Below are 13545 nucleotides of genomic sequence, written 5' to 3' on the forward strand. Positions count from 1 at the left end.
GTACCGACGCCACCCCGCGACGCCCCCAGTGCCGGTCATCTGCCGGTCACCTGCCGGTCACCTGCCGGTCAGGCCTTGGCTGCCGCAGCGCAGAGCCGGGCGAAGTCCTCACCGTCGAGGCTGGCGCCGCCGACGAGTGCACCGTCGACATCAGGCTGACCGACGATCTCGGCGACGGTACCGGTCTTCACTGAACCGCCGTAGAGGATCCGGGCGCTGTCGGCGACGTCATCGCCGCCGAGCTCACGCAGGACGCCACGGACCGCCTGGCAGACCTCCTGGGCGTCACCGGCGGAGGCGACCTTGCCGGTACCGATGGCCCACACCGGCTCATATGCGACGACGACCTCAGAGAGCTTTCCGGCGGGGATACCGGCGAGCGACGCACGGGTCTGCTCCTCGACGAAGGAGACGTGGTCGCCGGCCTCGCGGACGTCGAGGGACTCCCCCACGCACACGATCGGTCGCATACCGGCACCGAGGGTGGCCACGGCCTTCTGCGCGACGGTGGCGTCGTCCTCGGCGTGGTACTGGCGACGCTCCGAGTGGCCTACGACGACCCAGGAGCAGCCCAGCTTGGCGAGCATGCCGGCGGAGACCTCACCGGTGTAGGCGCCCGACTCGTGGACCGAGACGTCCTGCGCCCCGTAGGTGGCGAGGAGCTTGTCACCGTCGACGATGGTCTGGACGCTGCGGATGTCGGTGAAGGGTGGGATGACCGCCACATCGACATGGTCGTAGTAGTCGCGCGGCAGGGCGAAGTCGAACTTCTGCACCAGCTGGATGGCCTCCAGATGGTTGAGGTTCATCTTCCAGTTGCCGGCGATGAGCGGCGTGCGCTTCTGTACCTTGTCAGCCATGTCTGTTCTCCTACTTCTCGAGGACGGCGATACCGGGGAGTTCCTTGCCCTCCAGGAACTCGAGCGAGGCGCCGCCACCGGTGGAGATGTGGCTGAAGCCGTCCTCGTCGAGGCCGAGGGTGCGGACCGCGGCGGCGGAGTCTCCGCCACCGACGACGGAGAAGGCACCGGCGGAGGTGGCGTCGATGATCGCCTGGGCGACCCCGCGGGTACCCTCGGCGAACGCCGGGAACTCGAAGACGCCCATCGGGCCGTTCCAGAAGACGGTCTTCGCGCTGCGCAGCACGTCGCCGAAGGCGGTGACCGACTCCGGTCCGACGTCCAGACCCATCTGGTCGTCGGGGATGGCGTCGACGGCGACGGTGGTGGGCGTCGCATCGGCGGCGAAGGCCGGGGCGACGACGACGTCGGTCGGCAGGACGATGGCGTCACCGTAGCGCTCGAGCAGGTCACGGCAGGTGTCCACCATGTCCTCCTGCAGCAGTGAGGTGCCGACGGAGCGACCCTGCGCGGCGAGGAAGGTGAAGCACATGCCGCCGCCGATGACGAGGTGGTCGACCTTCGGCGCCAGGGCCTCGATGACGGCGAGCTTGTCGGAGACCTTCGATCCGCCGAGGACGACCACGTAGGGCTTCTCAGGGGTCTCGGAGACGCGGCGCAGGACGGCCAGCTCGGATTCCACGAGTCCACCGGCATAGTGCGGGAGCAGCGTGGCGACATCGTAGACAGAGGCCTGGGCACGGTGGACGACACCGAAGCCGTCGGAGACGAAGGCTCCGTTCTCGGCGGTCAGTGCGGCGAGCTCTGCGGCGAAAGCCTGGCGCTCGGCAGCGTCCTTCGAGGTCTCACGGGCGTCGTAACGGACGTTCTCCAGCAGGAGGATGTCACCGTCGTTGAGACCGTTGGCGCGCTCGTGAGCGTCCTCACCGGTGACGTCCGCAGCCAACGGGACCCACTGCTCGAGGCGCTCGGAGAGAGCCTCAGCGACCGGGGCGAGGGAGAAGTCGGGGTTCGCCTCGCCCTTGGGTCGACCGAGGTGGGCGGCGACGATGACACGGGCGCCGGCGTCGAGGAGGCGGCGGAGGGTCGGGACCGAGGCGTCGATGCGACCCGGGTCGGTGATTTCCCCGTCCTTCAGCGGGACATTGAGGTCGGCGCGGACGAGGACGTGGCGTCCCTCGACACCGTCGGCGATGAGGTCGTCGATGGTCTTCACTGGCATGTAGGTGTCTCCTGTGTTCAGGCCGCGGGCAGGCGGCCGGTGTCAGACATGACCGACGGGCCGGTGCGTGAAGGCACCGACCCGCCGGGGGATGTTGGGTACCGGTGTCCGAGTCTAATGGACCGTCTGGTGGTGTGACGCGGGGGTCAGAGGCGCTCAGCGACGTAGGCGGTGAGGTCGATGAGACGGTTGGAGTAACCCCACTCGTTGTCGTACCAGCCGACGACCTTGACCTGGTTGTCGATGACCTTGGTCAGGCCCGAGTCGAAGATCGTGGAGTGCGGGTCACCGACGATGTCGGTGGAGACCAGCGGCTCGCCGTCGGAGTAGGAGATGATGCCCTTGAGCTCACCCTCGGCGGCCTTCTTCACGGCCTCGTTGACGGCCTCGGCGGTGACCGGCTTCTCCGCCTCGAAGGTGAGGTCGGTGACCGAGCCGGTAGGCACCGGCACACGCAGTGCGTAGCCGTCGAGCTTCCCCTTGAGCTGAGGGAGAACCAGGGAGACTGCCTTGGCGGCACCGGTGGACGTCGGGACGACGTTCAGCGCGGCGGCGCGGGCACGGCGGGGGTCCTTGTGCGGGGCGTCGTGCAGACGCTGGTCACCGGTGTATGCGTGGACCGTGGTCATCAGGCCACGGACGATGCCGAACTCCTCGTCCAGCACCTTGGCCATCGGCGCGAGGCAGTTGGTGGTACAGGACGCGTTGGAGATGATGTGCTGGGTGGCCGGGTCATAGTCGGTGTGGTTGACACCGACGACGAAGCTGCCGTCCTCGTTCTTCGCCGGAGCGGAGATGATGACCTTCTTCGCGCCGGCGTCGATGTGCGCCTTCGCGGCGTTGGCGTCGGTGAAGAAGCCGGTGGACTCGATGACGATGTCCACGCCCAGCTCACCCCAGTTGAGGTTCTTGGGGTCGCGCTCGGCGGTGACGACGATGCGCTTGCCGTCGACGGTGATCGACTCGTCGTCGTAGGTGACCTCCTTACCGAGACGACCCATGATCGAGTCGTACTTCAGCAGGTTGGCGAGGGTCTTGTTGTCGGTGAGATCGTTGAAGGCGACGATCTCCAGATCGGCGTCGCTGTCCTGCAGGGCGCGGAAGAAATTGCGGCCGATGCGGCCGAAGCCGTTGATGCCTACACGTACCGTCACGGTGGTCTCCTGTTTCAGGTGTTGGAGTCTGGTCTTGCCGGTCCTCCTCGACCCTACCCACCCCCACCCGCTCGTGCAGGGGGTGACGGTCACCCCCGCTACCCAGGCGGTGACGACCCATGTCAGACCACCTGTCTGCCGGAGAAGTCATCGACTGTTCACCTCGTGCCGAGCGGACCGTCTTCCGGAAAATCCACATCCACGACGGCCGAGGAGGTACCGGGTACCCCCAGTTCCTCCGCCCGGCGGTCCGCCATGGTGAGCAGACGACGGATCCGGCCGGCTACCGCGTCCTTCGTCATCGGCGGATCGGCGAGCTGACCGAGCTCCTCCAGCGAGGCCTCACTGTGCTGCACACGCAGCGCGCCGGCCTGCTGCAGGTGCTCGGGGACGTCCTCCCCCAGCAGTTCGAGGGCGAGTTTCACCCGGGCGGCGGCCATCGCCGCGGCCCGGGCGGAACGGCGCAGGTTGGCGTCATCGAAATTCGCCATACGGTGGGAGCTCGCACGTTCCTCCCGTCGCCGGCACTGCTCCTCCCACCGGATGCGGCCACGGGGCGCCCCCATGCTCTCCAACAGATCCCCGACGGATTCGGCGTCGCGGACGAGGACGCGGTGCATCCCGCGGACCTCCTTGGACTTCGCGGTCACGCCGATCCGGCGTGCGGCACCGACGAGAGCCAGTGCGGATTCGTTACTGGGTGTGGTGACTTCCAGGACCGCAGGACGCCCCGGGTCACCGACCGTGCCACGGACGAGAAAGGCACCCCGCCAGGCGGCGGCGCACTGCTCGGCGGTACCACCGATGATGAACGGTGGCAGACCGCGCACCGGGTGGCCGCCACGGTCGATGAGTCCGGTCCTACGGGACAGCTCGGTGCCGCCGTGGGACCAACTCAGGTGGTGGTGACCGCCGTCCGCGGCCCGGTCGTCGGGGACGCCACCGGGGTCCGGGGTGATGTCGAAGAGTTCGTCGACGGCGGACACCAGGCGTCGGGCCGTGGCCGCGCCCTCGATCTCCGCCTCGACGACGATCTCGCCGTTGACCAGGTGCAGTGAGCAGGTGTAGCGCAGCAGCGAGGCGACCTCGGCGGTGAGCACCTGTGGGCTGCTCACCGTGACCTGCAGCAGTTCCTGTCGGACGTCAGCGGTGAGCGTCTGCGGCGGCACCGGCGTCTCCTTCCCGGGGGGTTGTCGTGTCGGACGCTGAACCGGGTCCCCCGAATTCACGGAGGACATCGGCGAGCTTGGAGGGCGAGTGGCGGTCGGTGAACCGGCCCCGGTCATCATCCTCCCGGACATCCCGGTAGAGCACGCGGGCGCCCAGGCGTTCCGCGGCGCGTTCCAGGTGCCGACGCTCCTTGGAGGACTGCACCGAATTCAGGTCCACGACCACGAAGTCGACCTGCAGCGACGGGCAGTGCTGGAGCAGCATGTGGATATGACGTTCCATGGAGAACCCGTTGGTCTCGCTGGACTCGGCGACGAGATTCATGAGGATCACGCGGGTGGCGGTGGTCCGTGTCAGGGCGTCGACGATGCCCGGGATGAGCAGGTGCGGGATCACCGAGGAGAACCAGGACCCCGGTCCGAGGGTCACCAGGTCGGCGTCGAGGATCGCCTGGACCGCCTCGTCGGTGGCGGGGGCGTCCTGCGGGATCAGTCGGACGCGGCGCACCGTACCCAGGGTGGACGCGACGGCGACCTGCCCCCGGACCGCGGTGACCTCGCGCGGGTCGTCACCCAGTCCCTGGACCTCTGCCTCGAGGTCGAGCGGTTCCGGGGACATCGGGACGACACGCCCCCGGATGCCCAGCAGTTCACCGAGTTCGTCGAGGGCGGCGATGCTCGACCCCATCACTTCGGTGAGACCGCCGAGGATGAGGTTGCCGACCGCGTGGCCGGCCAGGGCACCGTGACCGCCGAAGCGGTGCTGGAGGGTGTGCTCCCAGAGATGACCACGGGGGGTGTCACGGACCAGCGCGGACAATGCCATCCGGAGGTCACCGGGCGGAAGTGACCCCAGTTCCCGACGCATCCGTCCCGAGGAGCCGCCGTCGTCGGCGACCGTGACGACCGCCGTGACATGGTCGGCGGCACCACGGGCGGCGCGCAGGGTGGCGAAAAGGCCGTGACCGCCGCCGAGGCTGGCGATCCGGTCGAGGGTGCGCTCCCCGGCGGCGGCCGAGATGTCCTCGACCGGGAGGCCGGGATCGTCGGATTCAGCGAGCGTCACTTCTTCTCACCGTCCTGCGGCTGGCGGTCCTCGTACCTGACCAGGTCACGGTGAACGGTCCGGACCTCCAGGTCGGGCAGTTCACGGAGCCGCCGGGCCAGTGCCTCCGTCAGTGCGGGGCTGCGATGCTGGCCGCCGGTGCAGGCGATGCCCACCGTGATGAACCGCTTGCCCTCGCGCCGGTAACCGGGCAGGGCGGTCTCCAGGACGGTGGTGAGCCCGTCCAGGTAGGCGTCCGCCTCCGGTCGGCCGAGCACGTAGTCGGCGACGGGGGCCTCGAGTCCACTGTGTTCCTTGAGCTCCGGGACCCAGTAGGGATTCGGCAGGAACCGTGCGTCGAAGAGCAGGTCGAGGTCGCGGGGCGTCCCGTTCTTGAACCCGAACGACTGCACGGTGATGTGCTCCCGACGGTCGGTCAGGGCCGTGAAGTAGTCCTCGAGCTCGTGACGCAGATCGTGGACGCTGGTGCCGGTGGTGTCTATGACGACGTCGGCACGACGGCGGATCCCGCGCAGCATGTCGCGCTCGCGGTCGATGCCTGCCTGGAGGGTCTCCCCTCCCTGCAGCGGGTGGGTGCGACGGACCTGACCGTACCGACGCACGAGGGTGGCGTCGTCGGCGTCGAGGTAGAGGACGACAGGTCGGCGACCGGAGTCATGCAGGCCGGCGAGGACCTCCGTGAGATCACCGACGAAATCGCGGGAGCGGACGTCCGTGACGATGGCGAGTCGCTCCACCGGCGAATCGGACTCGAAGCTGAGCTCCACCATGCGCATGATGAGCTCCGGAGGGAGGTTGTCGGCGACGTACCAGCCCATCTCCTCGAGAACAGTGGCTGCCTCCTTGCGTCCGGCACCGGACATACCGGTGATGAGAACGAGGGACGCCTCCTGTCTGGGGTCGGCGGAGGCTTCGCGGTGGATGTCCATGAGGACCATCCTAACCGTCGCTGTGCTCCTCCGGCGCGAGGGCGGCCATCACCGCGGCAGCGAGCTTCGGACCGAATCCCGGCAGTGCGGCGACGGCCTCCTCCCCCGCTTCCCGGACCTTCGCCACGGACCCGAAGGCGGTGACGAGCTGGGAGCGACGCTTCGGGCCGAGACCCGGCACCTCGTCGAGCACCGACCTGGTCATCCGCTTACCGCGGCTGGCCCGGTGGAAGGTGATGGCGAAGCGGTGTGCCTCGTCACGGATCTGCTGGACGAGGTACAGGGCCGGCGAGTTCCGGGCGACGATGACCGGGTACTCGTCGCCGGGCACCCACAGTTCCTCGAGCCGCTTGGCGATGCCCACGAGAGTCACATCGGTGACCCCGAGCTCGTCGAGCACCTGCTGGGCAGCCTCGACCTGGGGACGTCCACCGTCGACGATGAACAGCTGCGGCGGATAGGCGAACCGTTTCGCACCCTTCTCCGCCTCAGCGGCGCTGACCTCGCCCTCGAGCCGGTCGCCGGCGTCATCTCCGGCGGGAACAGCGGTCTTGTCCTGCTGGTAGCGCTGGAACCGGCGTCGGACGACCTCGGCGATGGACGCGACATCGTCGGAGTGGCCGTCGCCGGCGGCCTCACGGATGCGGTAGCGGCGGTAGTCGGACTTGCGTGGCAGCCCGTCCTCGAACACCACGAGGCTGGCGACGACATCGGTGCCCTGGATATGGGAGATGTCGGTGCACTCGATGCGCAGTGGTGGTTCATCCATCCACAGTGCCTCGCGGAGTTCCTCCAGGGCCGAGGACCTGGCGGTGATGTCGCCGACGCGGGCCAGCTTGTGCTGGCGCAGCGCCTGGGCCGCGTTCTCCCGGGCGGTGTCCATCAGGGCCTTCTTGTCGCCACGCTGCGGGAACCGCACCGTCACCCGGGCACCGCGAAGGTCGGTGAGCCAGGCAGAGAGGCCGTCGATGTCGTCGATCTCGTCCGGGTCGACCGGCACGAGGATCTCGCGGGGCACCGGTTCCAGTGTCACCTCGCGGGACGCCGCCGCCCGGGAGTTTCCCCCCACCGCGGACTCGGTGGCGTCGGAGAGTTCGGCGGACTGGCCGTAGAACTGGGTGAGGAAGTCCGCCAGCAGCGCCGGGGTCCCGGCCTCCCCGGTCACGTCGCTGTCGCCGGTCGCGTTCTCCACGACCCAGCCACGTTGCCCGCGGATGCGTCCGCCACGGACGTGGAAGATCTGGACGGCAGTCTCCAGGTCGTCGCCGGCGGTGGCGATGACGTCGGCGTCGGTGTTGTCGGAGAAGACCACGGACTGCTTCTCCATGGCGGAGTCCATCGCTCCGAGCTGGTCTCGCAGGGACGCTGCGCGTTCAAAATCGAGATTCTCCGCGGCGCCTTCCATCTCGTGACGGACATCGCGCATGACCCGCTCGGTGTTGCCACCGGCGAGGAAGGAGCAGAAGCCGTCGACGAGTTCCATGTGCTGCGAGGGCGAGACCCGCCCCACGCACGGGGCGGAGCACCGGTCAATGTACCCGAGCAGACAGGGCCGACCCAGCTGCTCGTGGCGTCGGTACACCCCTGCGGTGCAGGTCCGCACCGGGAAGACGCGGGTGAGTGACTCGAGGGTCTCCCGGATCGCCCAGGCCTTCGGGTACGGGCCGAAGTAGCGCACGCCCTTCTTGCGTGGTCCGCGGTAGAGGAAGGCCCGCGGGTACTGCTCTTTCACGCTCACCGCGAGCATCGGGTAGGTCTTGTCGTCGCGGTACATGACGTTGTACCGCGGGGCGAACTTCTTGATCCACGTGTATTCGAGGTTCAGTGCCTCGAGCTCGCTGGACACGACGGTCCACTGCACATGGTCGGCGGAGTGGACCATGGTGCGGATCCGCGGATTGAGGTGCGCCGGATCCTGGAAGTAGTTCGACAGCCGGCTGCGCAGGTTCTTCGCCTTGCCGACGTAGAGGACGCGGTCGTCGGTGTCGCGGAACGTGTAGACGCCCGGACTCGTCGGGATCGTCCCCGGGGCCGGGCGGTAGGAGGCGGGATCAGCCATCGGCGTCCCCTCCTACTCTTCAGGCATGTAACGGTCCTCGAGGCGGCGGAAGGCCTCGACCTGCTGCGCGATGGTGGCTTTGTCGCTGACCTGGAAGGCCATCATCGGCACGAACTCGAAGTCGGGCAGTTCCAGCCGGGCCCAGCGGGAGTTCCGCGGGAAGGACAGACCGTAGATCATCCGCCAGGGGTAGAACTTCGTGCCGAGGACGTTGCGGACCTCGACACCCCGGGGATTCACTCGGACCCGGGGGCGGGTCAGGGTCAGGGCGGCGGCGGAGAACAGCAGCCCGATCCCCACGAACGCCCACTGGTCGACGGCGCTGACGGTTGCGCCGGTGTCCCCTGCGGCGGAGACGACGCCCATGAAGATGTGCAGCGCCATGATGATCACGACGGCGATCCAGGCGACCTTCTTCAGGAACGGGGACCGGACGGTCAGCAGCCACCCCTCGTCGGTCGTGGGGGTCGGTGCCGTGGTCTTCGCAGTGGAATCAGCCGTGCTCACGTCCGCCCACGTTACCCCGGTCCGTCGGTGGGGCCCAACTGCCCACCGGGCGGGGGCGCTCAGCCGCGGGCGCGGATGTCCCGGAGGACCAGGAGGGTGTGCAGGGCAGCACGGGCGGCATCCGCGCCCTTGTCCTCCACGGCGCCCTCGACGCCGGAGCGGTCGACGGCCTGCTGCTGGTTCTCGACGGTGAGCACACCGTTGCCCACCGGCCTGCCGGAGTCCAGGCTTGCCCTGGTCAGACCGTCGGTGACGGACTGGCAGACGTAGTCGAAGTGGGCGGTGTCGCCCCGGATGACGCAACCGTTGGCGACGACGGCGTCATGGGTCTTCAGTGCCTCGGCCACGACCACGGGCAGTTCCACGCAGCCGGCGACCCGCCAGTCGTCGACAGCCACGCCGAGATCCTTGAGGGTGCGGACCGAATGATCGTGGAGCCGGTCGGTGATCTCGGCGTTCCAGGACGCCGAGATCACGGCGATGCGGAATCCGTCACCGGCTCCGGGACGCAGGGTGAGGGTGGCGAGGCCGTCGGCAGCCATGGTGTTTCTCCTCGTCAGTTCGTTGTCAGTTCGTTCATCAGTCGGTCAGTGAGTCGAGCTGGTGGCCCATGCGGTCACGCTTGGTGCGCAGGTAGGTCTCGTTCTCCGGGTTGGAGGGCAGGTCGATCGGGACCCGACGGGCCACCGCCACACCGTGCTTCTCCAGGTCGAGCCGCTTGGCCGGGTTGTTGGACAGCAGGGCGACCGAGCGAACGCCGAGATCACGGAGGATCTGGGCGGCGGCGCTGTACTCGCGGGAGTCCACCGGCAGGCCCTGGGCGGTGTTCGCGTCGACGGTGTCGAGCCCGCGGTCCTGCAGGTTGTACGCGGTCAGCTTGGGAAGCAGGCCGATGCCGCGGCCCTCCTGGCCGCGCATGTACACCAGGACGCCGCGGCCGGATTCGGCGATGCGGTCGAGGGCCGCGTCCAGCTGCTCGCCGCAGTCGCAGCGGCGGGACCCGAAGACGTCACCGGTGAGGCACTCGGAGTGGACACGCACGAGCACGTCCTCCCCGTCATCGGTCGCCGGGTCACCGACGACGAGGGCCATGTGCTCGACCCCGTCGACGACGCCACGGTAGGCCACCGCACGGAACTCACCGTGACGGGTGGGCAGCCGGGTCTCGACCTCGCGGGTGACGACCGGGGTGTTCACCCGACGCCACTCGGCGAGCTGCTCGATGGAGACCAGGGACAGGCCGTGCTCGTCGCAGAAGCGGCGGAGTTCCGGAAGCCGGGCCATACCGGTCGGATCGTCCTCGGAGACGACCTCGCAGAGCACGCCGGAAGGACGCAGTCCCGCCGCACGTGCGAGGTCGATGGATGCCTCGGTGTGTCCGACGCGTTCAAGGACGCCGCCGTCCCTGGCGCGCAGCGGGACGACATGCCCGGGGCGGTGGAAGGTGTCACGGACCGAGGCCGGGTCAGCGAGCTTGAGGATGGTGTTGGACCGGTCGACGGCGCTGATGCCGGTGGTGATGTCCTCGGCGGCATCCACGGTGACGGTGTAGGCGGTGCCTCGGACGTCCTCGTTGCGGGCGACCATGGGCGGCAGGCCGAGACGGTCGGCGTCCTCGTTGGTGAGCGTGGCGCAGATGTAGCCCGAGGAGTGCTTCACGGTGAAGGCGATGAGCTCCGGGGTCGCCTTCTCGGCGGCGAAGATGATGTCGCCTTCGTTCTCCCGGTCCTCGTCGTCGACGACGACCACGGCCTTACCGGCGGCGATGTCGGCGATGGCGTCCTCGATGGGGTCGAGAAGCGAGGTGCGCTGTGCGGATTCGCTCACTTGGTAGTTCCTTCCGTGGTTGCCTCGGCGGTGGCCTCCAGCAGTCGTTCGGTGTACTTGGCGAGGACGTCGCACTCGATGTTGACGCGGTCGCCGACGGTGAGGTCACCGAGGACGGTCTCGGCGAGGGTGACGGGGATGAGGGAGACCTCGAACCAGCCGTCACCGACCGGTCCAACCTCAGCAACAGTCAAGGAGGTGCCGTTGACCGCGATGCTGCCCTTCTTGGCGACGTAGCGGGCCAGCGCCGGGTCCTCCAGGCGGAACCGGAGCACCTCCCACTCACTGCCCGGGGTACGGGATTCGAGGACGGCGGTGCCGTCGACGTGTCCCTGGACGATGTGGCCGCCGAGGCGTCCGCCGGTGGCGGTGGCACGCTCGAGGTTCACCCGGTCGCCGACGGCGAGATCACCGATGGCGGTGTAGTCGAGGGTGACCTGCATGCAGTCGGCCCAGAAGCCGGGGTTCCCGCCGTCCGTGTCGAACTCGGTGACGGTGAGGCAGACGCCGTTGACCGCGATGGAGGCGCCGTGGACGGCGTCGGCGATGACCGTGCTGCAGGTGATGCGGAGACGTTGGGCGTCAGCCGTGCGCTCGACGGCGGCGACGGTCCCTGTCTCCTCGACAATGCCAGTGAACATGTCGGTCAGTCTAAGCCACCGTCGTCCACGCCACGTCAGCGGGACGCCGTGACAGGTCAGGCAGCGGCCAGGCCGGGCACAGATCGCCCTGAGCCGAATCCTGGCGACAATGTTCCGTACGGCTGTTCCTCGCTCTCGTGGTCCCCTGCCCACCTGTTTCCCGGAGCTTCAGATTTGCGTCAGGCACAGCTCCGGCATCCTGTGCCACAGAATCCGTGATCCGTGCCTGACGCAGATGTGCTGCACGGTCCTCACGGCGCACAGTGCATTTGTGCATACCGACGACGGTGCAGGGTCGTGGGGTCAGATCAGCCACGGTGCGCCGTACTCACGCTGACGATGTCACCGTCGACCACGTCGACCGAGCGCAGGGTGAAGCGGCTGATGCCGCCGATGGTCGTGGCGGTGGACGCCGCCGGGGCGACGGTCGGGATGCCCGCCCCCAGCAGTGCCGGGGCGGTGTAGGCGTCCACGGCGTCCACCAGCCCGTCGGCGATGAAGGACGCGGCGATGTGGGGACCACCCTCGATCAGGACATCGACGATTCCCCGTGCCCCGAGGTCGGCCAGTACCTCAGCCAGCGCCCCACCCCGGTACCGCAGTGCCGGGAACACCGCGGCGTCCACAGGAACGTCGGTGCGTCCGACGACGACCCGCTCCGGCTGGTGGTCGTACAGTCCACCCTCCGGCCGCCGCGCCGTCAGCCGGGGATCATCGGCGAGAACGGTGCCGGTGCCGACAATGATCGCGTCCCGCCGCGAGCGGTCGAGATGGACGAGGGCACGCGCGGATTCCCCGGTGATCCACTGGGAGGTGCCGTCGGTCGCCGCGGCGAAACCGTCCAGGGTTCCCGCGTACTTCAGGGTCACGTGCGGACGTCTGAGACGTCGGGACGCCAACCACGGCTCCACACTGAACTGCGGCACACCGTCGAGACCGGTGTCCCCGGTGACCAGTGGTCCGGTCACCGGCACCCCGTGGGAACGCAGGAACTCCGCGCCGCCACCTTCAGCGTCCCCCGGATCGGCGAAGGCGTAGACGACGCGAGCGATCCCTGCCTCCAGCAGTGCGAGCGCACACGGGCCGGTCCGGCCGGTGTGGTTGCAGGGCTCCAGGGTGACCACGGCGGTGCCGCCCCGGGCCTTCTCCCCCGCCTCCGCCAGGGCGTTGACCTCGGCGTGCGGCCCACCGACCGGCGAGGTTCCGCCGGTGCCGACGACGTCACCGTCCACCGAGAGGATCACTGCCCCGACCGGTGGGTTCGGACTGGTGGTGCCGCGCACCGCCTGGCCGGCGGCGTCGGCCGCCTCGAGGGCGGACGCCAGTACCGGGTCACCCACGAGACGGAGGTAGGAGTGTTGCGGCTCCATCAGGACTGGACGGCGGCCACGGCAGCGGCACGGATCGCGGTCACCTGGGCCTCCGGATCATCCTTGCCGAAGACCGAGGAACCGGCGACGTAGACGTCCACCCCGGCCGCCGCAGACCCGGCGGCGGTCTCCACGCCGATCCCGCCGTCGATCTCGATGAGGGTGTCCAGCCCTTCGGCGTCGATACGGGTCCGCAGGGCACGGACCTTCTCCAGCACCTCCGGCATGAAGGACTGGCCACCGAAGCCCGGCTCCACACTCATGACCAGCACGAGATCGAAGTCGGCGAGATGGTCGAGCAGCGGCTCCACCGCGGTACCCGGCTTCACCGAGATCCCGGCGCGGGTACCGGCCGCCCGCAGGGTCGCAGCAAGAGCCACCGCGGCGTCCACGTCGGCGACGGCCTCCAGGTGGAAGGTGACGTTGCCGAAGGCGGCGTACTCCGGGGCCCAGCGTTCCGGGTCCTCGATCATGAGGTGGACGTCAGTGAAGGTGTCGGTACGCCGACGCACGGCCTCGGCGACCGGCAGACCGAAGCTGAGGTTGGGCACGAAGTGGTTGTCCATGACGTCGATGTGCAGCCAGTCCGCCCCGGGGACCCTGGCGATCTCACCGGCGAGGTCGGCGAAGTCGGCGGCGAGGATGGACGGGGCGATCAGCGTCTGTTGGCTCATGGGTTCATCGTATACGGGACCGGCAACGCCACATGTTTCGACGATGTTTCCCCCGTATTTCACCAGT

The 13545-nt window shown here is 68.7% G+C and carries 13 protein-coding genes; all 13 read right to left on the minus strand.

Annotated elements, in window-relative coordinates:
• Positions 1-68: 68 nt before the first annotated feature.
• Positions 69-860: a triose-phosphate isomerase gene (gene tpiA / locus CVA01_RS06720; RefSeq protein ID WP_014009998.1), complete on the minus strand. Its 792-nt coding sequence runs from the start codon at positions 858-860 to the stop codon at positions 69-71.
• Between the two features lie 10 nt (positions 861-870).
• The gene (locus tag CVA01_RS06725; protein ID WP_141329543.1) at positions 871-2082 is read right to left on the minus strand and encodes a phosphoglycerate kinase; all 1212 of its coding nucleotides are present in this window, start codon (positions 2080-2082) and stop codon (positions 871-873) included.
• Between the two features lie 146 nt (positions 2083-2228).
• The gene (gene gap, locus CVA01_RS06730) at positions 2229-3236 is read right to left on the minus strand and encodes a type I glyceraldehyde-3-phosphate dehydrogenase (protein WP_041630013.1); all 1008 of its coding nucleotides are present in this window, start codon (positions 3234-3236) and stop codon (positions 2229-2231) included.
• Positions 3237-3394: 158 nt separating this feature from the next.
• A complete protein-coding gene (gene whiA, locus CVA01_RS06735; RefSeq protein ID WP_141329545.1) occupies positions 3395-4405 on the minus strand; it encodes a DNA-binding protein WhiA in 1011 nt (336 codons plus the stop codon).
• Complete coding sequence (locus CVA01_RS06740) at positions 4380-5426, minus strand: gluconeogenesis factor YvcK family protein (RefSeq protein WP_073884286.1); 1047 nt, start codon at positions 5424-5426, stop codon at positions 4380-4382. The genes whiA and CVA01_RS06740 overlap by 26 nt, the downstream gene beginning before the upstream one ends.
• Positions 5427-5467: 41 nt before the next feature.
• A complete protein-coding gene (rapZ, locus tag CVA01_RS06745) occupies positions 5468-6400 on the minus strand; it encodes an RNase adapter RapZ (protein WP_141329547.1) in 933 nt (310 codons plus the stop codon).
• A 10-nt stretch (positions 6401-6410) separates the two neighbouring features.
• The gene (uvrC, locus tag CVA01_RS06750; protein ID WP_073884272.1) at positions 6411-8459 is read right to left on the minus strand and encodes an excinuclease ABC subunit UvrC; all 2049 of its coding nucleotides are present in this window, start codon (positions 8457-8459) and stop codon (positions 6411-6413) included.
• 12 nt (positions 8460-8471) lie between these two features.
• Positions 8472-8966: a PH domain-containing protein gene (locus CVA01_RS06755; RefSeq protein WP_174775613.1), complete on the minus strand. Its 495-nt coding sequence runs from the start codon at positions 8964-8966 to the stop codon at positions 8472-8474.
• A 59-nt stretch (positions 8967-9025) separates the two neighbouring features.
• The gene (gene ribH, locus CVA01_RS06760) at positions 9026-9508 is read right to left on the minus strand and encodes a 6,7-dimethyl-8-ribityllumazine synthase (RefSeq protein WP_014010006.1); all 483 of its coding nucleotides are present in this window, start codon (positions 9506-9508) and stop codon (positions 9026-9028) included.
• Between the two features lie 37 nt (positions 9509-9545).
• The gene (locus tag CVA01_RS06765; RefSeq protein WP_141329549.1) at positions 9546-10793 is read right to left on the minus strand and encodes a bifunctional 3,4-dihydroxy-2-butanone-4-phosphate synthase/GTP cyclohydrolase II; all 1248 of its coding nucleotides are present in this window, start codon (positions 10791-10793) and stop codon (positions 9546-9548) included.
• Entirely contained in the window at positions 10790-11434 is a 645-nt protein-coding gene (locus CVA01_RS06770; protein ID WP_141329551.1) for a riboflavin synthase, read from the minus strand. The genes CVA01_RS06765 and CVA01_RS06770 overlap by 4 nt, the downstream gene beginning before the upstream one ends.
• A gap of 308 nt (positions 11435-11742) precedes the next feature.
• Positions 11743-12804: a bifunctional diaminohydroxyphosphoribosylaminopyrimidine deaminase/5-amino-6-(5-phosphoribosylamino)uracil reductase RibD gene (gene ribD, locus CVA01_RS06775; protein ID WP_141329553.1), complete on the minus strand. Its 1062-nt coding sequence runs from the start codon at positions 12802-12804 to the stop codon at positions 11743-11745.
• A complete protein-coding gene (gene rpe / locus CVA01_RS06780; protein WP_073884270.1) occupies positions 12804-13478 on the minus strand; it encodes a ribulose-phosphate 3-epimerase in 675 nt (224 codons plus the stop codon). Before rpe ends, ribD begins: the two co-directional genes overlap by 1 nt.
• Positions 13479-13545: the final 67 nt, after the last annotated feature.

This window comes from Corynebacterium variabile (assembly GCF_006539825.1).
GTDB lineage: Bacteria > Actinomycetota > Actinomycetes > Mycobacteriales > Mycobacteriaceae > Corynebacterium > Corynebacterium variabile.